Below are 22048 nucleotides of genomic sequence, written 5' to 3' on the forward strand. Positions count from 1 at the left end.
ATCAGACCTCCATGCCGAAGTGCTGGGAGAAGCGGACGTCGCCCTCGATCATGTCCCGCATGTCCGGGACCTCGTTGCGGAACATGAGCGTGCGCTCCACGCCCATGCCGAACGCGAAGCCGGAGAACTCGTCCGGGTCCAGGCCGGCGGCGCGCAGCACGTTCGGGTGGACCATGCCGCAGCCGCCCCACTCGATCCAGCGGGGGCCGCCCTTGGCGCCGGGATGCCAGATGTCCAGCTCGGCGGAGGGCTCGGTGAAGGGGAAGAAGTTGGGACGCAGGCGGATGGCCGCCTCCGCGCCGAACATCTGCCGCGCGAAGTACTCGAGCGTGCCGCGCAGGTGGGCCATGGTGAGGCCGCGGTCCACGGCCAGGCCCTCGAACTGGTGGAACACCGGGGTGTGGGTGGCGTCCAGCTCATCCGTGCGGAACGTGCGGCCCGGGCAGAGCACGTAGGTGGGCGCGCCGCGCTCCAGGAGGGAGCGCATCTGCACGGGGGAGGTGTGGGTGCGCAGGAGCAGATGGGCCTCGGCGGGCTCCACGAAGAAGGTGTCCTGCATCTCGCGCGCCGGGTGGTCCGGGGCGAAGTTGAGCGCGTCGAAGTTGAACCACTCGGACTCCAGCTCGGGGCCCTCCGCGATCTCCCAGCCCATGCCGACGAAGATCTCGGAGACCCGGTCCATGGTCAGGGACAGCGGATGGCGGGCGCCCGGGCGGCGGCGCCGGACGGCGGCCGTCACGTCCACGGTCTCCTCGCGCAGGATCCGCTCGGCGTGCTCGGCCTCCAGCACCGCGGTGCGGGCCGCGAGTGCCTTGTTCATGCGGCCGCGCGCGGCGCCCATGACCTTGCCGGCCTCGGCCTTGCGCTCCTTGGGCAGGGCACCGATCCCCTTGTTGGCCAGGGTGAGCGGGGCGCGGTCGCCGGTGTGTGCCAGGCGGGCGGCCTTGAGCTCGTCCAGGTCGTCCGCGGACTCGAAGGCGGCGAGGGCGGCCTGCACGGCCGCGTCCACCGCCTCGGCGTCCACGGGGGAGATCTCCGGAGCGGGCGCGGCGGACTCCGCGCCGGGCTCGGTGCTGGGTGTCATGGGGGCAACGACCTTCGCGTGCTGGCTGATGGGGGCGGGCCCAGTCTAGTGTCCGGGTGGGGACGGACACCTCTACGCTGAGCGGCATGACCGACGCCCCCGTCCCGCCGTCCGTGCCCGTCCGCGGGGTCGCCGTGGACGGGCAGACCCGGTGCGCCCACTACGCGAGCCCCCGCGACGTCGTCGCGATGCGCTTCGCGTGCTGCGACGCCTACTGGCCCTGCCACCGGTGCCACGCCGAGCTCGCCGGCCACCCGGCCGTCCCCGTGCCGGCCACGGACTTCGCCCGGCCGCATGTCCTGTGCGGAGTGTGCCGCGCCGAGCTGAGTGTCCACGCGTATCGCGCGGCCATGGCCGCCTCCCCGGACGGCGACGGCGGCGCCTCGCCCGCCTCGCCGGCGTGCCCCTCGTGCGGGGCGGGCTTCAACCCCGGCTGCTCGGCCCACGCGCACCTGTACTTCGCGGTGCCGGAGCCCGGCCGGGCCGCGGCCGAGGGGTCCGACCGATGAGGGCCGCCCGGACCCGCGGCCTGTGGAACCTCGTGAACCTGTCCACGCCCCTGGGACTCGTGGGCGCCGTCGTCGCGCGCTGCGAGCTGCGGCCGGGTCCCCTGGGCCTCATCGAGGCGCGCGGGTGGACGGCCCCCTTCCCGGGTGGGGCCGCGTTCACGGTGGGCGACGTGGTGTTCACCCGGCCCGGGCTGCGGATGACGCCGGAACTGTGGCGGCACGAGGGCGCCCACGCGGCGCAGTACGCGGCGTGCCTCGGGCTGCCGTTCCTGCCGGCCTACGCGCTCGCGGCGGCGTGGTCCTCCTGGCGCACGGGCGACCCGGCCTCCCGCAACGCGTTCGAGCGTGGCGCCGGGCTGGTGCGCGGCGGCTACGTGGAGCGGCCCGTGATCCGCACGCTCTCGCTTCGGCCGCTCCGGCGACGCGGCTGAGCGGCGGCCGGGTCGGGCGGAACGGGGCTCGGGCGCGGGCGGAGCGTCCCTCAGTGCAGGGTGCCGCCGGGGACGGTCAGGTCCGCGCCGCCGTCGAGCGCGGCCAACGCGGTCTCCGCCACGGCGCGTGCGAGGTCGGCGGCCGGCAGCCCGGGCGCGTCCGCCGTCGGCCGGTGCTCGATGTCCCACGGCACGTGCACGAACCCGGCGGCGCGCGCCGTCCCCGGAGCGTCGAGCAGCGCGTACATGACGTGGTTGCACACGAAGGCGCCCGCCGAGAGCGAGGGCTCTGCGGGCACGCCGGCCGCGCGGATGCGGGCGACGGCGCGCTTGACGGGCAGCGTGGCGAAGTGCGCGGCCGGGCCGCCGAGCCGCACGGGCCGGTCCACCGGCTGGTCCCCCGCGTTGTCCGGAATGCGGGCGTCCTGCAGGTTCACGGCCACGCGCTCCACGCGCACGGACCCGGTGCCGCCCGCCAGCCCGACGGCGACCACGGCCTCCGGGTGCATCTCCCCCAGTGCGGCGGCCAGCGCGGGCCCGGCCGCGGCGAACACGCACGGCAGCTCGACGGCGTGCGCGCTCACCCCCTGCGTCGAAAGGAGGCCGACGGCGGCGCGCGCGGCGGCGATCGAGGGGTTGTGGGCGTCCCCGCCGAAGGGCTCGAAGCCCGTGAGGAGGACGCGGACGGGGGTGGCGTGGACGGTCATGCGCCCAGGGTAGGCGCGAAGAGGAATCGAACATGCTTGCGATGTCATTCGAACATGTGTTCTACTGAGGTCATGCGATGGGAAGCGCAGACCCTGCGGTCCGAGGGCGGATCCGAGCAGGCGGAGGACGGCACACCGGCCGGAGCCCCCGCTCTGCTCCCGCTCTCGGACCTGCAGCGGAGCATCACCACGCCCGAGTTCGCAGGCATCACGTTCCACGAGGTCCTGGCCAAGAGCGTGCTGAACTCCGTCCCGGAGTCCTCGGCGATGCCGTTCCGCTGGACCGTGAACCCGTACCGCGGCTGCACCCACGCGTGCCGGTACTGCTACGCCCGCAGCACGCACTCGTTCCTGAACCTGGACGCCGGGGCGGACTTCGACCGGCAGATCGTCGTGAAGGTGAACGCCCCCGAGGTGCTGCGCCGGGAGCTCGCGCGGCCCACGTGGGGCCGCCAGAGCGTGGCGCTGGGCACCAACACGGACCCCTACCAGCGCGCCGAGGGCCGGTACCGGCTCATGCCCGGGATCATCGCCGCCCTCGCGGACTCGGGCACCCCGTTCTCCGTGCTCACCAAGGGCACCCTGCTCGCTCGGGACGTCCCGCTGCTGCGTGCCGCCTCCCGGTCCGTGCCCGTGCAGGTCTCCCTCTCCCTGGCGGTCCTGGACCCGGCCGTGGCGGCAGCGGTGGAGCCGGGGACGCCGTCCCCGGCCGCGCGGCTGCGCCTCATCGAGCAGCTCGCCTCCGCCGGGGCCGAGGTCACCGTCATGGCCATGCCCCTGCTGCCGTGGCTGACGGACTCGGAGGGGCAGATCGACGCGCTCATGCGGGCGGTCGCCGGAGCGGGCGCCGCCCACGCGCTGGCCGGCGCCCTCCACCTGCGTCCCGGCGCCCGGGAGTGGTACCTCGCGTGGATCGAGCGGGACCATCCCCATCTGCTGGAGGGGTACCGCCAGATGTACGCCCGGTCCTCGTATGCCCCGGCCGCCTACCGCCGCACGCTCGCGCGGTCCGCGGCCGAGGCCGCCCGGCGGCACGGGCTCGGCCGCCACGGCGCGCACGGCGTGCGGCGCGACGACGGCCCGCGCACGGACGGCTCCCCCGCTCCCGCGCCGCGGCGGACGGGGCGTCCCGGGCCGACGGCGGGTCGCTCGGACCTCGCGGAGGCGCAGCCCGCGCTCTTCTGAGCGCGGCGGCCGCCGCGCTCAGGCGAAGGCGTCCTCCAGCTGCGCCAGCACGGCGTCCACGATCGGCCGGTCGGCGGGGATCCACGGGTGGGCGTGGAGGTCCTCGGCGGTCAGGGGCGTCCACGCGAGCCGGTCATGGTCCTGCAGGGCCGCCGGTTCGGCCGATCCCTGCTCGAGGACGCCGTAGAACACGCGCATCCGGGCGCCGTCGGCCAGCTTCCATCCGATCGTCTCCGGAGCCGCCACCTCCGCGCCCAGCCGCACGCGCGCGCCGAGCTCCTCCCGGATCTCGCGCAGCAGCGCCTCGCGGTCCGACTCCCCCGGCTCGACCTTGCCGCCCGGGAACTCCCACAGCCCGGCCAGGGACGCGGGGGCGCTGCGGCGGGCCGCCAGGAGGACACGCGGGGCCGCGGCGTCGTCGAGGAGGGCGACACCCACCACCGTCCGCCTCGCCGGCGGGGGCGGCACGGTGGGCGTGGCGTGCGATGTGTCGGAGGTCATGTGGCCACCCTAGCCAGCGGCGGCGACCCGCCCGGTGCACTCCGTAGGCTTGAGCGGTGCTGACCCCCTCTCCCGACTCTCCCACCCCCTCCGGGCCTGACGCCCTCGTGCGGCGCCGCCCCGCCCGCCTGCTCCCCGCGATCCTGGCGCTCGCCCTCGGCAGCTTCGCGATCGGCACCACCGAGTTCGCGATGATGGGGCTCCTGCCGCAGGCGGTCGACGACCTCGGCGTGGGATTGGAGACCGGCGGCGTGCTCATCTCCATGTACGCCCTCGGTGTGGTCGTGGGCGCCCCCGTCCTCGCCGCCGCGTGCGCGCGCATGGACCGCCGGCTCACGAGCATGCTGCTCATGGCCCTCTTCGCGATCGGCCACGCGGCCTCCCTGCTGGCCCCGGACGTCACCACCATGATGCTCGCGCGCTTCGTCTCGGGCCTGCCCCACGGTGCGTTCTTCTCCGCCGCCGCCCTCGCGGCCGCGGACCTCGCCGGCCCCGCCCGGCGCGGCCAGGCGATCGCGTGGGTCATGGCGGGGCTCTCGGTGGCCAACGTGATCGGGGTGCCCCTGGCCACGGCCGTGGGCCAGGCGTCCGGCTGGCGCTGGATGTTCGTGATCGTGGCGATCTGCGCCGTCGGCTGCATCGCGGCGACCGCATTCCTCGTACCTCCGGTGCCCGCCCCGCCGGGCTCGTCCGTGGCGAACGAGGTCCGTGGCCTCGCCTCCCCGCGGCTGTGGGCGACCGTCGCCGTCGGGGTGATCGGGTTCGCGGGGATGTTCGCCCTCTACACCTACATCACGCCGCTCCTGACCCGGGTTGCGGGGCTGGATCCGCGGTGGGTCCCCGCCGTCCTGGCGCTCTACGGCGTGGGCATGGTGGTCGGGACGCTCGTGGGCGGCGCCCTCACCGACCGCGACCCCGTGCTGACCCTGCGCGTGAGCTTCGCGGCGAGCGCGGTGGCGCTGCTCGGTGTCGGCCTCACCGCCTCGTGGCTGCCCGTCATGATCGTGTTCCTCTTCCTGGTGGCGGTGACCGGCTCCGGCATCGCCCCGGCCCTCCAGGTGCTGCTGGTGGACTCCGCGCCGTCCGCCCCGCAGCTGGCCGGGTCCCTCAATCACTCCGCGCTGAACATGGCCAACGCGATGGGCGCCTGGGTGGGGGCGACGGCGATCGGCGCGGGGGCATCCCTGCAGGTCCCGCCCACGATCGGCGCGGGGATCGCGGCGCTCGGACTGGCACTTTCCCTGATCCTGGTGAGCCGCAGACGGATTTCCGCGTCGGGAAAATGAGAGTCGGGTCACCGCATTGATCGGTTGTCAGCGGGTGACATACCCCCATAGGGGTTGATACAGTCGCAGGCGTAACGGCGTCACACAAGTGCACGTCCCACCATCGAAAGGTCTTCATCATGGGCTTCATTGCTTGGATCATCCTCGGCCTCATCGCCGGCGCCATCGCCCGCATGATCCTCCCCGGCTCGCAGGGCTCGGGCTGGATCGGCGCGCTCATCACCGGCGTCCTCGGCGCTCTCCTCGGCGGCTGGATCGGCCAGCTCCTGGGCTTCAACCCCAACCAGGAGTTCTTCTCCCTGACCACCTGGATCTTCGCGATCCTTGGCGGCGTCATCGTTGCAGCCATCTGGCAGGCCGTCGCCGGCCGCATGGGCCGCGGCACCCGCGTCTGATCCTCGCGATCTGACACGCACCGCCTGAAAGGGGCGGGGGACCGGACACCCGGTCTCCCGCCCCTTTCGCATGCCCGCATCGCGGGCCTCCCGCGTCCGGCGGGCCCCGGGGTCAGGCCCCGTCGGCCCGGGCGTCTCCGTCGCGCGGAGCCGCCATCGCGGAGGCGTAGAGGCACACCGTGGCGGCCGTGCCCACGTTCAGGGACTCGGCCGCCCCGTACAGCGGCACCGCCACGCGACGGTCGGCCCGGGACATCTCCTCGTCGTCCAGGCCCTGGGCCTCGTTGCCGAACAGCCACGCCGTGGGCCCGCCCGTGATGTCACGGGGCAGCGTGTCCAGGCGGTCCGGCGCATAGCCGTCGGCCGCCCACACCTGCAGGCCCGCGGCCCGCGCCCGCTCCGCCGCCTCTCCCACCGGCACGCCGACCGCCAACGGCACGTGGAAGAGCGATCCCGCGGTGGACCGCACCACCTTCGGGTTGAAGGGGTCCACGGAGCCCGGGGTGAGGACCACGGCGTCCGCGCCCGCGGCGTCCGCGGCCCGCAGGACGGTCCCCGCGTTGCCGGGGTCCTGCACCCGGCAGAGCACCGCGGCCAGGCGGGCGCCCTCCAGCACGGCCGACGCCGAGCGCTCCTCGGGGATCCGGGCCACCGCCACGATCCCCTGTGCCGTCACCGCATCCGACATCGCGCCGAGCACCTCGGCCGTGGCCGTGCGCACGGGCACGTCGGTCAGGCGCCCCACCAGTGCGGCAAGGTCCGGGTCGCGCTCGGCGAGCCCCTCCCCCACGAACACCTGCACCAGGACGTGGCCGGCGGGCCATTGCTCGACGGGCGCCGGCCCCTCGCCCAGGTGGGCGCGCAGGGCTTCGCGGCACCCCTGGGGGCCCTCCACGAGGAACGTGCCCGTGCGGCGTCGGGCGGAACGGGTGGCCAGTGCGGCGACGGCACGGACGCGGTCCGCCCGAGGATTGGCGAGCAGGGCGGCGTCCGGGGTCATGCGGGGGCTCCTTCGGGGTGGGGCAGGGGCGGGGACGCCGATGGGGGCGGGCCGGAATCGGCCCGCCCCCATCGGCGTGGTGCTCACGTTCGCGCGCGAACCGCGCGACGCGCGCTCCGTGTCGGCTCAGCGGCCGGCGGCCGGGGCGTTCACGTCCTCGGGCAGCGCGGCGCGCGCGGTCTTCACCAGGGCGGTGAAGGTGGCGGCGTCCGAGACGGCGATCTCGGCCAGCATGCGGCGGTCGACCTCGACGCCGGCCAGCTTCAGGCCCTGCATGAAGCGGTTGTAGGTCATGCCGTTGGCGCGGGCGGCCGCGTTGATGCGGGTGATCCACAGGCGGCGGAAGTCGCCCTTGCGCTTGTGACGGTGCTGGTAGTTGTAGGTGAACGAGTGGAGCAGCTGCTCCTTCGCCTTGCGGTACAGGCGAGACCGCTGACCGCGGTAGCCGGACGCGCGGTCCAGCATGGTCCGACGCTTCTTGTGGGCGTTCACTGCCCGCTTCACACGTGCCACGTGCGACTCCTATCTGTGATGCCCCGCCGGTGCGTCCGAGAGCACGTCGGCGGGAGGGTGCCCGGCACAGGGCCGGACGGGGGTGATCAGATGCCGAGCATCCGCTTGATGGTCTTGATGCTGCCCTTGGAGACGACCTTGTCGCCGGCGAGGCGGCGGGTCAGGCGCGAGGACTTGTGCTCCAGGTAGTGGCGGCGGTTGGCCTGCTGGCGCATGATCTTGCCGGAGCCGGTCACGCGGAAGCGCTTCTTGGCACCGCTGTGGGTCTTCATCTTCGGCATGGCTGCCGTTCTCCTTCGTTCTTCAGCTGCCGGACACGGGTGGTGCGGCAGTGCTGTGCTCACCCATCCCGTGCGGGATGGGCTGGACTGGGACGGCCCGAGGGCCGACGTCGACGCTCAGGCCCCCTTGGCGCCCGGCTTCGGCGCACCGCCACGCGGGACGCCGGGCTTGGGCGGGGTGGGCATCGGCCGAACGGCGCCCGGCTTGGGGGCACCGGGCTTCGGGGTCGCGACGGGCTTGGGGGCGGCGGCGGGCTTCGGCGCCGACGCCGGCTGGGTGACCGGTGCCGGGGCGCTCGGCTGGGCCGCGGGGCGCGGAGCGGACTCCGACGTCGGCGCGGCGCCGCGGCGCGGCTCGGCCGAGCGGGGCGCGGACTGCGGACGCGGAGCCGCCTGCGGGCGGGCGGGCCGCTCCTGGGCCGCCGGGCGCGCCTGCGGCGCGGGGGCCTTCACGGACTCGGAGGGCGCCTGCGACGCCGGGGCCTCGGGGGCCTCCACCGCAGGAGCCGACGGGGTGGTGCGCGGCTCGGCCGCGAGACGGCGCAGCTCCTCCGGGAACGCGTCGCCCACCGAGTTCGAGACGGGCGCGGCGTTCTCCTTGGCCTTCTTCTCCGCGGCGGCACGCGCCTCACGGGCGGCCTGGTCACGGCGCGAGCCGCCGTCGGCACGCTCGCGATGACCCTCGCCGGAGTCCTTGCGCTGCTCGGCGCGGGCCTCCGCCTTGGTCTTGTGCGGGCCGATGACCATGACCATGTTGCGACCGTCCTGGCGCGGCTGCGACTCGACGCTGCCCAGGTCCGCAACGTCCTCCGCGAACTTGTGCAGGAGCTTGATGCCGAGCTCCGGGCGCTGCTGCTCGCGGCCGCGGAACTGGATGATGGCCTTCACCTTGTCACCCTGGCCCAGGAACTTCTTGGCGTGGCCGGTCTTCGTCTCGTAGTCGTGCGTGTCGATCTTCAGGCGGAAGCGGACCTCCTTGAGGACCGTGTTCACCTGGTTCTTGCGCGATTCACGGGCCTTCACGGCGGCCTCGTACTTGTACTTGCCGAAGTCCATCAGCTTGCACACCGGAGGCTTGGCCGTGGGGGCCACCTCCACGAGGTCGAGGTCGGCCTCGGCCGCGAGCCGCAGTGCGTCCTCGATGCGGACGATGCCGGCCTGCTCGCCGTTCGGGCCGACGAGGCGGACTTCCGGAACGCGAATACGCTCGTTGATGCGGGGATCGCTGATGGCGCTACTCCTGTGTTGAGACGACGGGGTGGACTCCGCGCGGCGCGACAGGACGGGCCTCTGAAACCAGAGAAGGCCTCCCCTGCGGTGACGCAGACGGAGGCCTCGACGCGATCCCGACGGACGGGACCCTCGACAACGGGACGCGACGGGCGAGACGCGCCCGGCGGACCGATCGGTGACCCGGCAACTCGGCCCGGCGGTGCCGGACATGCTGCTGACGCGGGTGGGAGGAGGCCTCCACTTGTCCTCCCGGGGCTGGCGCCGCGGCACCGGGCCCGTGGGCCAGACTGCTGCGTGCACAGACCGGGAGTGGTCTGTGGGAAGCTTACCACCATGACCGATGAACGTCACCCCCAGGCCCCGCAGGACGCCGGCGCGCCGGCCGAGATCCGCGACATCCACGAGGTCCCCGCCGTGGAGGTCATCACCACCACGGCCGTGCACCTCATGACCGCCGCCGCCGTGAAGGTGGGACTCGCCGACAGCCCGGACGCGCGAGAGCTCATCGACCTCGACGAGGCCCGCAAGCTCATCACGGCCCTCGCCGGCCTCGTGGTGTCCGCCGCCCCCGAGATCGGCAGCCAGCACGCCGGCCCGCTCCGCGACGGCCTGCGCTCCCTGCAGCTCGCCTTCCGCGAGGCCTCCCCCTTCCCGGACGCGCCGGGCAAGGGCCCGGGCGAGAAGCTCACCGGCCCGGTCAACTGACCGCGCCCACCACAGACGGGCCGCCGCCTCCCTCGGAGGCGGCGGCCCGTCGTCGTCCCGGAGCCCGGGTCCGTGCCGGCTGACGCCTCAGCGGCGGTCCGCGCCGGCGGGCGTCCCATCGGAGGCGGGTGAGAGGTGCCGGGTGACCGGACCCGTGAACAGCGCGATGAGGGCGGCGCCGGAGAGCACCAGCAGCCCCGCCCCCAGCGGTGCGGCGCCCATGCTGATGAGCCACCACGAGAGCAGCACGGCGAACAGCTGCACCGCGGTGGTGGCGCCCCGACTCCAGGCACGCCCGCGCACCATGGCCACGGCGGCGGCGCCGACCCACACCCCGAGCAGCAGGTAGAGCACCGCGAGGAACACCTGGGCTCCGGACGGCAGGACGCCGCCGCCCACGTGGGCCAGGGCGTCCACGGCGAGCCACAGCAGGGCGATCGACTGGGCGGCGAGCACGCCCGCCACCAGCAGGACGGCCGCGGGCGGGCGGCGACGGGACGGGGCCATGGGGGACTCCCCTTCGGGTGGTCGAGACGACGATGGGCGGTCGGCAGCGGGGCGCGCGGCCGGCTCCACGCTACGCGCTCCCGGCCGCGGATGCCGCTCGCCGAGGTGACGAACGACTCACCCGCGCGGCCTGTGATCGTTGTCATTCACCTCTTGTTCACACTGGGGCCCCGTGCGAGGATTGTTCCCAATGCAATCGACGGGGGCCGAATCGCCAAGACTCGGTCCCCGTTCTGATGACCGGGTCGTGCACGCCCCGGGGCCCGGCCCAGAGCCCGTGGAGCCCCGAGCGCCCACTCCAGGCCGCGGCCACGACTCCCCGGGGACCCACGACGGACCCGGGACACTAGACAGAAAGCGAGCATCCCCATGGATTGGCGCAGCAAGGCCGCGTGTCTCGACAAGGACCCGGAGCTCTTCTTCCCGGTGGGCAACACCGGCCCGGCCCTCCTCCAGATCGAGGAGGCCAAGGCCGTGTGCCGCACGTGCGACGTGATCGACACGTGCCTCAAGTGGGCCATGGAGTCCGGCCAGGACTCCGGCGTCTGGGGCGGCATGAGCGAGGACGAGCGCCGGGCCATGAAGCGCCGGGCCGCCCGCGCGCGCCGCGCGTCCTGACCCGCCGACGCGGCGTCAGGACGCTGGCACCCGCACGCTGACGCGCGTGCCGCCGTCGGGGAGCCGCTCCCAGCGGATGGCGCCCCGCAGGTCCCCCTCCACCAGCGTCTGCACGATCCGCAGCCCGAGCCCCGACGACGTCGGCGCCGGCTGGAAGTCGCCCGCCTCCCCCTCGAGGGGAGCGCCTGTTCCGCCGTCCTCCACCGTGACCACCAGGACACGGCCCGAGGGCGTGTCCTCCTGACGCGCGCGCAGCGCGACGTGCCCCCCGCCCGGCCCGGTCCCATGCTCCACCGCGTTCGTGGCCAGCTCGTTGAGCACCAGGGCCAGCGGCGTGGCCACGTGCGTCGGGAGCTCGCCGAACTCCCCCGTCACCTCCGTGGCGAGCGGCCGGCCGTCGCCCGCCACCTCCACCGCGAGCCGGAACTGCCGCTGCAGGAGGCCGTCCACGGGGATGTGGCCGTCGATCTCCTCGCTGAGCGTCTGATGCACGAGCGCGATGGTGTCCACGCGTTGCATCGCCTGACGCAGTGCACGCCCGGCCTCAGTGGAGTCCATCCGCCTGGCCTGGATCCGCAGCAGCGAGCCCACGGTCTGCAGGTTGTTCTTCACGCGGTGGTGGATCTCGCGGATCGTGGCGTCCTTGCTCACGAGACGCTGCTCCTGACGGCGGAGCTCAGTGACGTCGCGGAGCATGAGGAGCGCGCCCGTCCAGCCGTCACCGCCACGCAGGGGGACACTGCGCACCGTCAGGGTGGCGCCGCCGGCCTGCACCTCGGTGCGCCCGGCCCGCCGGCCGCCGAGGATGGACCACGCGCCCTCCTCCACGGGACGCCGTGCCGCGGCGGTGCTCAGCAGGATGTCCGTGAGCGCACGCCCGAGCAGCGGTGCGGTCACGCCGAGGCGTCGCAGGGCCGAGACCGCGTTCGGGCTCGTGAAGCGCGCCCGCGAGTCCGCGCCCAGCACCACGAGCCCGTCGCCGACGCGCGGGGTTCCCCCGATCCAGAAGGCCGGCGGATCCTCCGGGTCGGGCCAGCGGCCATGCTGCATCATGTCGAGCAGCTGGTCCGCGGCTGCGCCGTAGTTCTCCTCGATCGCCGAGCGGGCGGGCCGGCTGTTCGGGTCCGCGTGGGCGCTCACCACGCCGATCACCCGTCCCTCGCGGACCACGGGCCACAGCCGCACCTGGAGGGTGCCGCCAGGGGCGACCACGGGCTCCACGCCCTCGCCCGGGGCGTCGGCCCGCCACACCCGGTCCACGAGGGCACGCAGGTCGGCGCGGACCCGAGAGCCGACGATGTCGCGCTGGAACAGCGTGGGGGCCGTGAAGGGACGCACCTGGGCCACGGCCACGTAGCCGCCGGCCGGCTCGGTGTGCGGCACGGGGTACCAGAGGACGAGGTCGGCGAGGCCGAGGTCGGCCACGAGCTGCCAGTCCCCCACGAGCATCTGCAGCCAGGAGCGCTCCTGCTCCCCCAGGTCGGGGTGCGAGTTCAGGGGGTCCGACGCGAGAGTGCTGACCATGGGACCAGCCTACGGCCGCTCCCCCGCCGCCCTGCGGCAGCCTCCTCCTCCGTGCCCGACCGCGTCGCCCGCCGCCGACGGCGCCCGTCCCCCGGCGGCACGGCCCCCTCCCTGCGCGCGAGGGACGCGACGGACCGGCGCAGGGGGCTGGACGGGGCCGCCTCAGCGAGCACCTGCCCGCCCAGCAGTGCACGGTCCGCGGCGCCCGGGTCCCACGGAAGGAACGCGGCCACGGGCACGGGAGGTCCGTAGCGCGCCCAGACCGAGCTCACCTGGGCCCGCGGCGACACCCCGGACGCCCCGGCCCGCGTGCGGTTCACCACCACGCCGACGCCCTCGGCGGTCACCGTGCGGCCGAGGGCCTCGACCCCTCGGATGAGGCGCGGGAGGCCCACGGCGTCCGCCGTCCCCACCGCCAGCACCCGGTCCGCGGCGCCGAGCGCGGCGAGCGTGGCGGCGTTGCGCTGTGGGGCGGGGACGTCGAAGGAGAGCTCCTCGTCCTCCTCGAGGCTGAAGCCCACGTCCACGACCACGCGGTCCCAGTGCTCGCGTGCCGCGCCCAGGATGCGCTCGACGGCCGAGCCTCGCACCTCCGGCCAGCGGTCCGGCCGGGACAGGCCCGTGAGCACGTCCATCTCCGCCCCGGCCACACGGACGCGCACGGCGGCCTCCACGAGATCGGCGGCCGTGATGCGCTCACGGTCCGCCCGTCGTGCTGCCCGGGACACGCCCGCCGTCTCGTCGGCCAGGCCCAGATGTGCGCCGACGGCCGGTCCGTAGGTGTCCAGGTCCACCAGGAGGGTGGCCAGCCCCGTGAGCGCCAGCTCGGCCGCCACGTTCACCGCGACGGTGGTGCGGCCCGGGGCGCCCGTGGGTCCCCAGACCACGACGACCCGACTCGGCCCCCGTCCCGAGGCACCGTCGCCCGGGCCGCCGTCGTCCGTCGCCGCCTTCGGCGCATCGTCCCCCACGTCCTCGGTCAGCACCGTGGGGGCCGCACCGCCGTCCGTCGTGGCGGCACCCTCGCCGGTGTCCGGCGCGGGGCCGCCCCACACCTCGGAGAACGCGGAGTCCGGCACGGGCTGCCCTGCGAGATCCCAGCGCGCCGTGGGATCGACGCCCACCGGGAGGGATCCGGTGTCGACCTCCACGGTGCCGGGGACGGCGTCCACGGAGTCCACGAGGGCCTCCACTCCATCCGGCTCCTCCTCGGCCAGGCCGGCCGTGGGCTGCACCCCCAGTGCGGCGGCGCGCGCCGCGTCCTGGATCGCGCGGGCCAGCTCGAGGGGCGCGGCGTCGGCGCGCAGGCACGGCACGCCGAGCTCGCGGAGGCGGACCCGCTCGGAGCGGATGTCGCTCAGGGCCACGATGCCCACGGGCCGCGGGGCCGCCTCGAGCTCGTCCAGGAACGCGCGGGTCAGCTCGTCCGATCCACCGGCCACCAGCACGGCGTCCACCATGCCGGAGCGTGCGGCCGCGATCAGCTCGGCGAGGTCGGCGGCGCGACGCAGGACCGTGACCTCCCTCTGACTGCGTTCGAGGACCCCGATGAGGTCCGTGCCGGGCGCCACGGTGACGGCCAGGGAGATCCGCACGGTCAGGCCGCCCCGAGGGCGGGGACCACCGTGATGCGGGCGTCCGTGACCTTCGCGTCGAGCAGGCGAGGCAGCACGTCCTCGTCCACCATGAGCTGCACGCGTGCGGCGGGTCCTCCCCCCAGGGCGCCCTGGTCCTCGGCGAGCTCGATGATCTCGATCCCCTCCGCGAGCCGCTGCGGGTCCGCGTGACCGCGGCCGCCCTCCACCGGCGCGGCGACCCACACGTCCACCCGGTCACCGACCCCGACGCCGTCCGGCAGCGGCTCGTCGAGCTCCACCCCGACGGGCCGGCGACGCTGGGGGTCGACCTCTCCGAGCAGGCGCAGCGGCACCAGCTCGCCCGCCCGCACGGTCCCCGACGCCACGCGGCCCGCGGGCGGCGGCCCGTCCGCGCGCAGGTAGAGGTGCCCGGCGTCGCCGAGGTTGGCCTCCGCGGGCGCGAACTGCTCCGCCTCGACGGGGGCTCCGGGGACGATGTCCCGCGTGGCCGCCCAGTACGACTGGGTGCGCTGGGATGCGGAGACCAGGGCGACGACCCCCGCGACCGAGGCGAGCACCAGCACGAGCCCGACGATCAGACGCGGATCCCGCCACCGCGGACGACGCAGCCGCGTGCCCTCGGCCGGCGCGTTGACGTGCATGGACACGGTGGGTCCCCCTTCAGGACGGGCCCGGCGAGGGGCCGCGCGGGCCTGAGCACCCCGTCGGTGCCTCCCCCGCTCCGCGCTGGCACCAGGGTATCCACCGACGGCGCGGGATCCCATGCCTGGCGCCTGGGTGTGGAAAAGTGTCCGGAGCCGTCCCGGTCACGATTCAATGGGGGACGACGACGCGGTCGCGACCCCGACCGCGTCCGCCCGCCTCGGAGCTCCGGGGCGACGACCCGTGGAGGAGCATCGTGCAGCGCTTTCTGACCCTGACGGACGTGGCCGAGGTCCTCAACGTCTCGGCCGGGCAGGCTCGCGCGCTCGTGCGCAGCGGAGAGCTCCAGGCCATCCAGGTCGGAGGCCGCGGCCAGTGGCGGATCGAGCAGTCCTGGCTGGACGAGTTCATCCAGCGCCAGATGGAGCGCACGCAGGCCCGCGTGCGGGAGTGGGCGGAGTCCGGGACGGACATGGACGCGGACGTGCGCTGAGCCGGCCCGTCGGTCCCGTCCTCACTCCAGCCCCTCCGCGCCCCGCACGAGCCCGACCGCGGAGAACGGCACCACGAGCACGCCCCGCACCGCTCCGCGGCGGCGCGCCTCGTCGCGGGCGTGGCGGGCGATGTCCAGGTGGTCCGCGCCGACCCGGTCCACCGTCCCCTCCACGATCACATCGCCCCGCAGGCCGACCACCGTGACGGCGGCACGCGAACGCGCCACGCCGCGCAGCACCGCCGCCAGCCCGATCTCACCGGCCACGCCGGCAGGCTCGGGGACCGCGGCGCCCAGCGACCCCTCGACGGCCGCCACCGCGGCCGTCCGCACGACGGCGGAGCCGCCTCCGGTCAGGTCGACGCCGAACCACGTCCGCCCCACGGTCCGCACCCGGACGTGGAGGGCCTGTCCCCCCACGAGGTGCACGCGGAGCTCCGCGCCGCGGGCGCCGCGGAGCCGGTCCGCCAGCGTGATCCCGGCCCACTCCGCGCGCGTGAGCTCGGCGGCCTCGGCCACCGTGCCCTGCCACCCGAGGTCTGCCCAGCGCGCCTCGATGTCCTCGAACAGTCCGTCCCACCGCATGCCGCCAGCCTAGGGGTGCGGCAGCGGCGGGATGAGGTGCGCCGTCCGTCCGACGTCGCCGCGTCACCGAATGACAGCAAACGACATCAAAGGACACCATTGACAATCGAACGGGACCAGGTTTGACTGTGGATCGTCAAGCGACACCGGCCACGGGGCCGGCACCGCACCAGGCCTGGAGGGGACCATGCCGCACATCCTTGACCATCACGCCGCCCACACAGCGGGGTCCGCGACGCGCACCGACGTGGCGGGGACCGTCCTGCTGACCCTCTCGGGGCCCGTCCTGCTCCTCTCGGCCGCCACGTTGACGGCGGCCGCTCCGCGCGGCCCCGGCCCTCAGCTGACGCACGCCCTCGGCCTCGCGGCCGGGGGCGCCGGTGCCTTCCTCCTCCTGTGGTGGTGTCTCGGCGCGCTCGGCATCGCCCTCATGGCGTTCGGTGAGCACGCGGGCCACCGCGGGCTCACCCGGATCGGCTCCCGCATGGCCCCCGCCGTGATGCGGCGGGCGGCCTGCGCCGTCCTGGGGCTCCACCTCATCGGTGCCCCCGCCGCCTGGGCCGCACCCGCGCCGGCCCCCGCCACGGCGGCGGCGCTCGCCGATGCGTCGTGGACAGCCGCTCCGAGCCCCACACCTCGAATCGGCACGGTCCCCGGACCGCTGCCCGACGCTGGCTGGATGCCGCGCTCCCCCACCCCTGCCCCGCCCGGCTCCGCGGACCGGCCGACGCAGGATCGGCCCACGGTGACCGTGCGGTCCGGGGACTGCCTGTGGGACATCGCCGAGGAGGAGCTCGGCCCGGACGCGACGCTGCGCGAGGTCGACCTGCGCTGGCGCGAGTGGTACCGGGCCAATCGGGCGGTCATCGGCGAGGACCCCCACCTGATCCTGCCGGGCACCGTGCTGGTGGCCCCGGTCTTCTCCCCCCATGTCCCCGAGGCCGGCGGAGCCCGCAGATGACACGCGCGGTCCACTCCGACCCCGGCACCCGCCTCGACCATTCCGCCCGCCGTCCCCCTGCCCTCAGCCTCCCGGAGGATCCCATGACCGCTCTCGCCGCCGCCCACCCGCCCGTCGCCATGTCCCGCCCGTCGTCCGCACCACCCGTCCGAGGGCAGGGCCGCCCTGGCCAGGAGAGCCTGCTGCACGGCCCTGCCCGCCGGCCCTCCGCACTGCCTGGCACGGAGGAGCTGGTGCGGCGGGCCGCCGCGGAGCAGGGACGCGAGGAGCTGCGTCGCGCCAGGTCGCTCGTCGCAGTCGTCGCCGTCGCGTGCGTCGAGGTGGAGGCGGGTCGGCGTCCGCTGCGCGACCTCGCCGGCTGGCTCTCCCCGGAGGTCTACGACAAGGTCGCACGGCGGCTGGAGCTGCTCGCCTCGTCACCGGCGACGCGCGGCACCGGCACGCCGCCGCCCCGACCGGTGGGCGCACGGGTGTGCGAGGTCGCCCCCGGCCGGATCGAGGCCAGCGCCACGGTGTTCACCGACGGGCGCGCCCGGGCCTTCGCCCTTCGTCTCGAGCGCCGTCTCAGCCGGTGGAAGGTGACCACGGTCGAGATGGGCTGACGCCGGCCCGCCTCGTCAGTCGCGGCGTTCGCGTCGCTGGGCGGCGCGGCGGGACCGGCGGTTCGTGCCGGCCTCCACAGTGGCCCCGGACTCCGTGGTCACCTGGGTGGCCGTGGCCGTGCCGTCCTCCGAGGGGCCACTCAGGCGCAGCTGCGCGGGCTGCCGCGGGGCGTCCACGCCCTCCACGCTGATCTGCGGCGTCATGGTGGCCGCGCGGGCGTCCTTGATCCCCGGCAGGCTCGTCGGGGCCGGGGCGGCGGAGATCTGCGCCTGGAAGAGGGTGCGGACGGACTCCTCGCGGATCGCGGCGAGCATCGCCTGGAACAGGGTGTAGCCCTCGCGCTGGTACTCCACCAGCGGCTCTCGCTGGGCCATCGCGCGCAGGCCGATGCCCTCCTTGAGGTAGTCCATCTCGTAGAGGTGCTCCTGCCACTTGCGCCCGATCACGGAGAGCACGACGCGCCGCTCGGCCTCGCGCAGCGCCTCGGAGCCCACCTGCGCCTCGCGATCCTCGTAGGCCAGCAGGGCGTCGGAGACCAGCTCGCGGCGCAGGGTCGTGGCCTTGAGGCGGCCCCGTCCGCCGGTCTCGGTGAGCACGTCCTCCGGACTGATGCCCACCGGGTAGAGCTGGGCGAGGTCCGCCCACAGGGCGTCCAGGTCCCACTCCGTGGGGTGGCCGTGCTGGGTGGCGGCGTCCACGATGCCGCCGACGGCGTCCTCCACGAACTGGCGCACCCGCGCCGCGAGGTCCTCACCCTCGAGGATGGAGCGGCGGTCCGCGTAGATGGCCTCGCGCTGGCGGTTCATCACGTCGTCGTACTTGAGGACGTTCTTGCGCTGCTCCGCGTTGCGGCCCTCCACCTGGGTCTGCGCGTTCTGGATGGCCGCGGAGACCATCTTGAACTCGAGGGCCATGTCGTCCGGGATGGAGGAGCTGTTCATGATCCGCTGCGCCGCGCCCGGGTTGAAGTTGCGCATCAGCTCGTCCGTCAGGGACAGGTAGAAGCGGGACTCGCCCGGGTCGCCCTGGCGGCCGGAGCGCCCGCGCAGCTGGTTGTCGATGCGGCGGGAGTCGTGGCGCTCGGTCCCGAGCACGTAGAGGCCCCCGGCCTCGATCACGGCGTCGTGGTCCTCCCGGACGGCCGCCGTCGCCTCCTCGAGCACGGCGGGCCAGCGGGCCTCGTACTCCTCCGGATGCTCAGTGGCGTCGAGGCCGAGCTCCTGCATGCGGGCCACGGCCGCGAACTCGGCGTTGCCGCCGAGCATGATGTCGGTGCCGCGGCCGGCCATGTTGGTGGCCACGGTGACCGCGCCCGGGCGGCCGGCCTGCGCGACGATCGCGGCCTCGCGCGCGTGGTTCTTCGCGTTGAGCACCTCATGGCGGATGCCCTCCTTGGCCAGGAGCGTGGAGAGGTACTCGGACTTCTCCACGGACGTGGTGCCCACGAGCACGGGCTGCCGGGCGGCGTGGCGGTCGACGATGTCCTTGACGACGGCGTCGAACTTGACCTTCTCGTTCTTGTACACGAGATCGTTGCGGTCAACGCGCTGCTTCGGCCTGTTCGGGGGGATCACCACGACGCCCAGGCCGTAGGTGGACGTGAACTCGGCGGCCTCGGTCTCCGCGGTGCCGGTCATGCCGGAGAGCTTGTCGTAGCCGCGGAAGTAGTTCTGCAGCGTCACGGTGGCCAGCGTCTGGTTCTCTGGCTTGACCTCCACGCCCTCCTTGGCCTCGATCGCCTGGTGGACGCCCTCGTTGTAGCGCCGGCCCGCGAGCACGCGGCCGGTGTGCTCGTCCACGATCTGGACCTCGCCGTCCAGCACCACATAGTCCTTGTCCCGCTTGAACAGCTCCTTGGCCTTCACGGCGTTGTTCAGGAACTGGATGAGGGTGGTGTTCTGGGACTCGTAGAGGTTCACGATGCCGAGGTGGTCTTCCACGGCCTCGATGCCCGGCTCGAGGATGCCCACCGTCTTCTTCTTGTGGTCCACCTCGTAGTGGGTGCCCTCCTCGAGGCGCCGCACCACGCGGGCGAACTCCGCGTACCACCGGTTGGCCTCGCCCTGGGCGGGCCCGGAGATGATCAGCGGCGTGCGGGCCTCGTCGATGAGGATCGAGTCCACCTCGTCCACGATCGCGTAGTGGTGGCCGCGCTGGACCAGCTCGTCGAGGGACCAGGCCATGTTGTCCCGCAGGTAGTCGAACCCGAACTCGTTGTTCGTGCCGTACGTGATGTCCGCGTTGTACTGCGCGCGGCGCGTGGCCGGGTCCTGGCCGGAGAGGATCACGCCGGTCTCCATGCCGAGGAAGCGGAACACGCGGCCCATGAGGTCCGCCTGGTAGGACGCCAGGAAGTCGTTCACGGTGATGACGTGGACGCCCTTGCCGGTCAGGGCGTTCAGGAAGGCCGGCGCGGTGGCCACGAGGGTCTTGCCCTCGCCGGTCTTCATCTCCGCGATGTTGCCGCGGTGCAGGGCGACGCCGCCGAGGAGCTGCACGTCGTAGTGCCGCTGGCCGAGGGTGCGTCCCGAGGCCTCCCGGACGGCGGCGAACGCCTCCGGCAGCAGCAGGTCCAGGGACTCGCCGTCCGCGTGCCGCGCCTTGAGCGCGTCCGTCTCGGCGCGGAGCTCGGCATCGCTGAGCGCTCGGAAGTCCTCCTCGAGCAGGTTCACGGCGTCCACCGTCCCCCTCATGCGCGAGAGCACACGGTTGTCGGAGATCTTCAGGACGCGGTCGATGATCGAAGGCACTGGTTCCTCTGCTCCCTAGCGGTGTGGCCGAGCACGCGGGGAGCGCACCCTCGGCCGGCCGATGCGCGGTCTTCTGCGACAGTCTACGGTCCGAGCCCGGACGCGCCGCGGCGCCCGCTCGGTGGCGCGGGTGCCGCGGCGCACGGGGCAGTCCGCGGAGCACCCCGGCGACGACGTGCCTGCCGCCGGGGTGCCCGTGCTCAGTCGGCGGAGGCCTGGTACTCCCGCTCCTGGACCCTCTGGCCGGCCACGTGGTCGGCCGGCAGGGACTCGTCGAGGCGGATGACGCCGTAGCTCCACCCGCGGCGGCGGTAGACCACGGAGGGGACGCCGGTCTCCGCGTTCTGGAAGAGGTAGAAGTCGTGGCCCACCAGCTCCATGGCGTCCACCGCCTCGTCCACGCCCATCGGGGTGGCGGGGAACGCCTTCTCGCGGATCCGCACGGGCGTGCCGGGCTGGGGCTCGCCGTCGTCGGCGGCGTCCTCGCCGGCGGTCGGAAGGTCCGCTCCGGTCGCGGGCAGCGGCGGGACGAAGGCCACCTCCCCGGCACCGCGGGAGGACGCCGCGCCGCGGCCCGTCCGGCGGTCCTTGCGACGGTCACGCAGGCGGCGCAGGCGCTCGGCGAGTCGCCCGCAGGCCAGGTCAAAGGCGGCCAGCTTGTCGTCCGCCGAGGACTCGGCCCGGATCACGTCCCGCGGCCCGCGCACGGTGAGCTCCACGGTCACGGACTCCTCGGAGTGTCGGTGGTGCGAGCATTTGGTGACCTTCACCTCGAGCTGGGTGGCGTCGCCGGCCAGCGGCTCCAGCCGTGCCGCTCGCTCCGCCACATGCTCGCGGAACCCGTCCGTGAGCTTGAGGTCGTGGGCGATGTAGCTGACATCCATGGTCATGGCGTCCTCCTGGTCCGACGGTCACAGACGCCCCGCCGCGCAGAAGGGGTGGACGACCTCTCGGACCGCCTCCCGACCCTGCAGGTCGGCGACCGGTCAGAGGGGAGACCTCCTTCCAGCCGCCGGCGGGACGGGAACCGGGGAACCGGTTCCGTGCCCGCCACCCTACGCCGCGGGGCTCCCGCATTCCAGTGGTTTCGTGACGCGCCTCACGGTCCAGGTCTCGTCGTGGTCCCCCGCCGCCCCGGCTCCACCCCGGCCACCACCACCGCCCCCACGGGCCGGGCGCCGGCCTCCCACGCGGCCGCGGCGAGCGCCCTGAGGGTGGCTCCGGTGGTGACCACGTCGTCCACCAGGAGCACCGGCGTCCCCGCGGGCACGCGACCGGGCATCGGCCGCCAGCGGCGGGAACGGCGGCGGCGCTGCGTGGCGCCGGATCCCGCATGCTGCGGCGCACCGCCCGCCCAGCTCGGCATGGCCGCGACCGCGCCCCGGGGCGCCATGACGAGGTCGGAGCGCACCCACTCCGGCGGGAGACCACGGGCGAGCTCCGCCACCGGGTCGTAGCCGCGCCGGCGGAATCCGGCCGCGCTGCCCGGCACGGGGAGGAGGAGGGCGGCAGCGGCGTCCGGCACGCCGGGGTCGCACCGCAGGGCCGCCGCGGCCAGGGCGAGGGCCTCCCCCAGCGGCGCACGCAGGTGCAGGGCGTGGTGGTCCTTGAAGGCCAGGAGCGCGGTGGACAACGGCGGCTCGTACACCCCGGCGGCCATCACGGGCAGGGGTGCGCCGCCGGGGCCGAGCGGGAGCGCCAGCGCCCCCTCCTCCACGCGCCGCGGCCGTGCGAGCGCCGCCTCCAGGTCACGGCGGCACACCGGGCACAGCCGGGTGGCCGGCTCCCCGCACACGACGCACTCCGCGGGCAGGACCAGGTCCACCAGCCCCTCGACGATCGCGCCGACTCCTCCGGCACCGCCCCCGTGCCGGCTCTCACTCCCCCGCATGGGACCAGGCAAGCACCGCCGTGGACGGCCCGCCCCCGCGCGTGCC

At 74.6% G+C, this 22048-nt stretch carries 25 protein-coding genes; 10 read left to right on the plus strand and 15 right to left on the minus strand.

Annotation, left to right across the window (positions count from 1 at the left end; translation table 11 throughout):
- Position 1: 1 nt before the first annotated feature.
- The gene (gene pheS / locus LG274_RS03715; protein WP_248117127.1) at positions 2-1084 is read right to left on the minus strand and encodes a phenylalanine--tRNA ligase subunit alpha; all 1083 of its coding nucleotides are present in this window, start codon (positions 1082-1084) and stop codon (positions 2-4) included.
- Positions 1085-1170: 86 nt separating this feature from the next.
- Here pheS and LG274_RS03720 point away from each other — a divergent pair, with 86 nt between their 5' ends.
- Positions 1171-1593, plus strand: a complete 423-nt coding sequence (locus LG274_RS03720; protein ID WP_366370904.1) for a CHY zinc finger protein — start codon at positions 1171-1173, stop codon at positions 1591-1593.
- Positions 1590-2024 (plus strand): hypothetical protein, encoded by a 435-nt coding sequence (locus LG274_RS03725; RefSeq protein WP_298713742.1) that lies wholly within the window; start codon positions 1590-1592, stop codon positions 2022-2024. The genes LG274_RS03720 and LG274_RS03725 overlap by 4 nt, the downstream gene beginning before the upstream one ends.
- 50 nt (positions 2025-2074) lie before the next feature.
- On the opposite strand, the gene LG274_RS03730 is transcribed toward LG274_RS03725, so the two are convergent.
- Positions 2075-2731, minus strand: a complete 657-nt coding sequence (locus LG274_RS03730) for a pyroglutamyl-peptidase I (protein ID WP_404465476.1) — start codon at positions 2729-2731, stop codon at positions 2075-2077.
- A 72-nt stretch (positions 2732-2803) separates the two neighbouring features.
- Here LG274_RS03730 and LG274_RS03735 point away from each other — a divergent pair, with 72 nt between their 5' ends.
- Positions 2804-3916, plus strand: coding sequence for an Rv2578c family radical SAM protein (locus LG274_RS03735; RefSeq protein WP_404465478.1), 1113 nt, complete (start codon positions 2804-2806; stop codon positions 3914-3916).
- An 18-nt stretch (positions 3917-3934) separates the two neighbouring features.
- Here LG274_RS03735 and LG274_RS03740 read toward each other — a convergent pair whose 3' ends face one another.
- On the minus strand, positions 3935-4417 hold the full coding sequence (locus LG274_RS03740) for a (deoxy)nucleoside triphosphate pyrophosphohydrolase (protein WP_404465480.1): 483 nt from the start codon (positions 4415-4417) through the stop codon (positions 3935-3937).
- Between the two features lie 56 nt (positions 4418-4473).
- Here LG274_RS03740 and LG274_RS03745 point away from each other — a divergent pair, with 56 nt between their 5' ends.
- Positions 4474-5703 (plus strand): MFS transporter, encoded by a 1230-nt coding sequence (locus tag LG274_RS03745; RefSeq protein ID WP_298713753.1) that lies wholly within the window; start codon positions 4474-4476, stop codon positions 5701-5703.
- A 119-nt stretch (positions 5704-5822) separates the two neighbouring features.
- Positions 5823-6098 carry a GlsB/YeaQ/YmgE family stress response membrane protein gene (locus LG274_RS03750; RefSeq protein ID WP_319076231.1) on the plus strand — a complete coding sequence of 92 codons (276 nt, stop codon included), beginning with the start codon at positions 5823-5825 and terminating at the stop codon, positions 6096-6098.
- A 112-nt stretch (positions 6099-6210) separates the two neighbouring features.
- Here LG274_RS03750 and LG274_RS03755 read toward each other — a convergent pair whose 3' ends face one another.
- From LG274_RS03755 to infC, 4 genes are all read right to left on the minus strand, one after another.
- Entirely contained in the window at positions 6211-7098 is an 888-nt protein-coding gene (locus tag LG274_RS03755) for an RNA methyltransferase (protein ID WP_366370901.1), read from the minus strand.
- Positions 7099-7224: 126 nt separating this feature from the next.
- Complete coding sequence (gene rplT / locus LG274_RS03760) at positions 7225-7611, minus strand: 50S ribosomal protein L20 (RefSeq protein WP_298713759.1); 387 nt, start codon at positions 7609-7611, stop codon at positions 7225-7227.
- A gap of 86 nt (positions 7612-7697) precedes the next feature.
- On the minus strand, positions 7698-7892 hold the full coding sequence (gene rpmI / locus LG274_RS03765; RefSeq protein ID WP_248117147.1) for a 50S ribosomal protein L35: 195 nt from the start codon (positions 7890-7892) through the stop codon (positions 7698-7700).
- A gap of 117 nt (positions 7893-8009) precedes the next feature.
- A complete protein-coding gene (gene infC, locus LG274_RS03770) occupies positions 8010-9173 on the minus strand; it encodes a translation initiation factor IF-3 (protein WP_404466000.1) in 1164 nt (387 codons plus the stop codon).
- A gap of 285 nt (positions 9174-9458) precedes the next feature.
- Here infC and LG274_RS03775 point away from each other — a divergent pair, with 285 nt between their 5' ends.
- The gene (locus LG274_RS03775; RefSeq protein WP_248117151.1) at positions 9459-9830 is read left to right on the plus strand and encodes a DUF1844 domain-containing protein; all 372 of its coding nucleotides are present in this window, start codon (positions 9459-9461) and stop codon (positions 9828-9830) included.
- A gap of 87 nt (positions 9831-9917) precedes the next feature.
- Here the strand turns inward: LG274_RS03775 and LG274_RS03780 are convergent, their stop codons facing one another.
- Entirely contained in the window at positions 9918-10337 is a 420-nt protein-coding gene (locus LG274_RS03780; protein WP_298713762.1) for a hypothetical protein, read from the minus strand.
- A gap of 369 nt (positions 10338-10706) precedes the next feature.
- Between LG274_RS03780 and LG274_RS03785 the strand changes: the two genes are divergently transcribed.
- A complete protein-coding gene (locus LG274_RS03785; RefSeq protein ID WP_248117155.1) occupies positions 10707-10955 on the plus strand; it encodes a WhiB family transcriptional regulator in 249 nt (82 codons plus the stop codon).
- Positions 10956-10970: 15 nt separating this feature from the next.
- Here the strand turns inward: LG274_RS03785 and LG274_RS03790 are convergent, their stop codons facing one another.
- Genes LG274_RS03790 through LG274_RS03800 form a run of 3 tightly spaced genes read right to left on the minus strand, consistent with a single transcriptional unit; the run spans position 10971 to position 14718 of the window.
- Complete coding sequence (locus LG274_RS03790; protein WP_404465485.1) at positions 10971-12479, minus strand: sensor histidine kinase; 1509 nt, start codon at positions 12477-12479, stop codon at positions 10971-10973.
- Positions 12449-14074 (minus strand): CpaE family protein, encoded by a 1626-nt coding sequence (locus tag LG274_RS03795; RefSeq protein ID WP_404465487.1) that lies wholly within the window; start codon positions 14072-14074, stop codon positions 12449-12451. The genes LG274_RS03790 and LG274_RS03795 overlap by 31 nt, the downstream gene beginning before the upstream one ends.
- A 2-nt stretch (positions 14075-14076) precedes the next feature.
- A complete protein-coding gene (locus LG274_RS03800) occupies positions 14077-14718 on the minus strand; it encodes a flagellar biosynthesis protein FlgA (protein WP_404466002.1) in 642 nt (213 codons plus the stop codon).
- A 257-nt stretch (positions 14719-14975) separates the two neighbouring features.
- Here LG274_RS03800 and LG274_RS03805 point away from each other — a divergent pair, with 257 nt between their 5' ends.
- On the plus strand, positions 14976-15212 hold the full coding sequence (locus LG274_RS03805; protein WP_248117160.1) for a helix-turn-helix domain-containing protein: 237 nt from the start codon (positions 14976-14978) through the stop codon (positions 15210-15212).
- A 21-nt stretch (positions 15213-15233) separates the two neighbouring features.
- On the opposite strand, the gene LG274_RS03810 is transcribed toward LG274_RS03805, so the two are convergent.
- Positions 15234-15797, minus strand: a complete 564-nt coding sequence (locus LG274_RS03810; protein WP_404465489.1) for a hypothetical protein — start codon at positions 15795-15797, stop codon at positions 15234-15236.
- A gap of 187 nt (positions 15798-15984) precedes the next feature.
- Here LG274_RS03810 and LG274_RS03815 point away from each other — a divergent pair, with 187 nt between their 5' ends.
- Positions 15985-16758: a LysM peptidoglycan-binding domain-containing protein gene (locus tag LG274_RS03815; RefSeq protein WP_404465491.1), complete on the plus strand. Its 774-nt coding sequence runs from the start codon at positions 15985-15987 to the stop codon at positions 16756-16758.
- Positions 16759-16841: 83 nt separating this feature from the next.
- Entirely contained in the window at positions 16842-17360 is a 519-nt protein-coding gene (locus LG274_RS03820) for an Rv3235 family protein (RefSeq protein ID WP_248117166.1), read from the plus strand.
- Positions 17361-17375: 15 nt separating this feature from the next.
- On the opposite strand, the gene secA is transcribed toward LG274_RS03820, so the two are convergent.
- The 3 genes from secA to LG274_RS03835 all read right to left on the minus strand — a co-directional run bounded on the left by secA (position 17376) and on the right by LG274_RS03835 (position 22002).
- On the minus strand, positions 17376-20111 hold the full coding sequence (gene secA, locus LG274_RS03825; protein WP_404465495.1) for a preprotein translocase subunit SecA: 2736 nt from the start codon (positions 20109-20111) through the stop codon (positions 17376-17378).
- Positions 20112-20311: 200 nt separating this feature from the next.
- Entirely contained in the window at positions 20312-21001 is a 690-nt protein-coding gene (gene hpf / locus LG274_RS03830) for a ribosome hibernation-promoting factor, HPF/YfiA family (RefSeq protein ID WP_298713780.1), read from the minus strand.
- Positions 21002-21210: 209 nt separating this feature from the next.
- Positions 21211-22002, minus strand: a complete 792-nt coding sequence (locus LG274_RS03835; protein WP_404465497.1) for a ComF family protein — start codon at positions 22000-22002, stop codon at positions 21211-21213.
- Between the last annotated feature and the right edge of the window lie 46 nt (positions 22003-22048).

Origin of the sequence: Micrococcus antarcticus (assembly GCF_044872765.1) — a bacterium.
In the GTDB taxonomy this organism is placed as follows: domain Bacteria; phylum Actinomycetota; class Actinomycetes; order Actinomycetales; family Micrococcaceae; genus Micrococcus.

Coding starts and splice junctions, on each gene's coding strand:
- pheS (WP_248117127.1), bottom strand. CDS start 1,084: ATGACACCCAGCACCGAGCCCGGCGCGGAGTCCGCCGCGCCCGCTCCG.
- LG274_RS03720 (WP_366370904.1), top strand. CDS start 1,171: ATGACCGACGCCCCCGTCCCGCCGTCCGTGCCCGTCCGCGGGGTCGCC.
- LG274_RS03725 (WP_298713742.1), top strand. CDS start 1,590: ATGAGGGCCGCCCGGACCCGCGGCCTGTGGAACCTCGTGAACCTGTCC.
- LG274_RS03730 (WP_404465476.1), bottom strand. CDS start 2,731: ATGACCGTCCACGCCACCCCCGTCCGCGTCCTCCTCACGGGCTTCGAG.
- LG274_RS03735 (WP_404465478.1), top strand. CDS start 2,804: ATGCGATGGGAAGCGCAGACCCTGCGGTCCGAGGGCGGATCCGAGCAG.
- LG274_RS03740 (WP_404465480.1), bottom strand. CDS start 4,417: ATGACCTCCGACACATCGCACGCCACGCCCACCGTGCCGCCCCCGCCG.
- LG274_RS03750 (WP_319076231.1), top strand. CDS start 5,823: ATGGGCTTCATTGCTTGGATCATCCTCGGCCTCATCGCCGGCGCCATC.
- LG274_RS03755 (WP_366370901.1), bottom strand. CDS start 7,098: ATGACCCCGGACGCCGCCCTGCTCGCCAATCCTCGGGCGGACCGCGTC.
- rpmI (WP_248117147.1), bottom strand. CDS start 7,892: ATGCCGAAGATGAAGACCCACAGCGGTGCCAAGAAGCGCTTCCGCGTG.
- LG274_RS03775 (WP_248117151.1), top strand. CDS start 9,459: ATGACCGATGAACGTCACCCCCAGGCCCCGCAGGACGCCGGCGCGCCG.
- LG274_RS03780 (WP_298713762.1), bottom strand. CDS start 10,337: ATGGCCCCGTCCCGTCGCCGCCCGCCCGCGGCCGTCCTGCTGGTGGCG.
- LG274_RS03785 (WP_248117155.1), top strand. CDS start 10,707: ATGGATTGGCGCAGCAAGGCCGCGTGTCTCGACAAGGACCCGGAGCTC.
- LG274_RS03790 (WP_404465485.1), bottom strand. CDS start 12,479: ATGGTCAGCACTCTCGCGTCGGACCCCCTGAACTCGCACCCCGACCTG.
- LG274_RS03800 (WP_404466002.1), bottom strand. CDS start 14,718: ATGCACGTCAACGCGCCGGCCGAGGGCACGCGGCTGCGTCGTCCGCGG.
- LG274_RS03810 (WP_404465489.1), bottom strand. CDS start 15,797: ATGCGGTGGGACGGACTGTTCGAGGACATCGAGGCGCGCTGGGCAGAC.
- LG274_RS03815 (WP_404465491.1), top strand. CDS start 15,985: ATGCCGCACATCCTTGACCATCACGCCGCCCACACAGCGGGGTCCGCG.
- LG274_RS03820 (WP_248117166.1), top strand. CDS start 16,842: ATGACCGCTCTCGCCGCCGCCCACCCGCCCGTCGCCATGTCCCGCCCG.
- hpf (WP_298713780.1), bottom strand. CDS start 21,001: ATGACCATGGATGTCAGCTACATCGCCCACGACCTCAAGCTCACGGAC.
- LG274_RS03835 (WP_404465497.1), bottom strand. CDS start 22,002: ATGCGGGGGAGTGAGAGCCGGCACGGGGGCGGTGCCGGAGGAGTCGGC.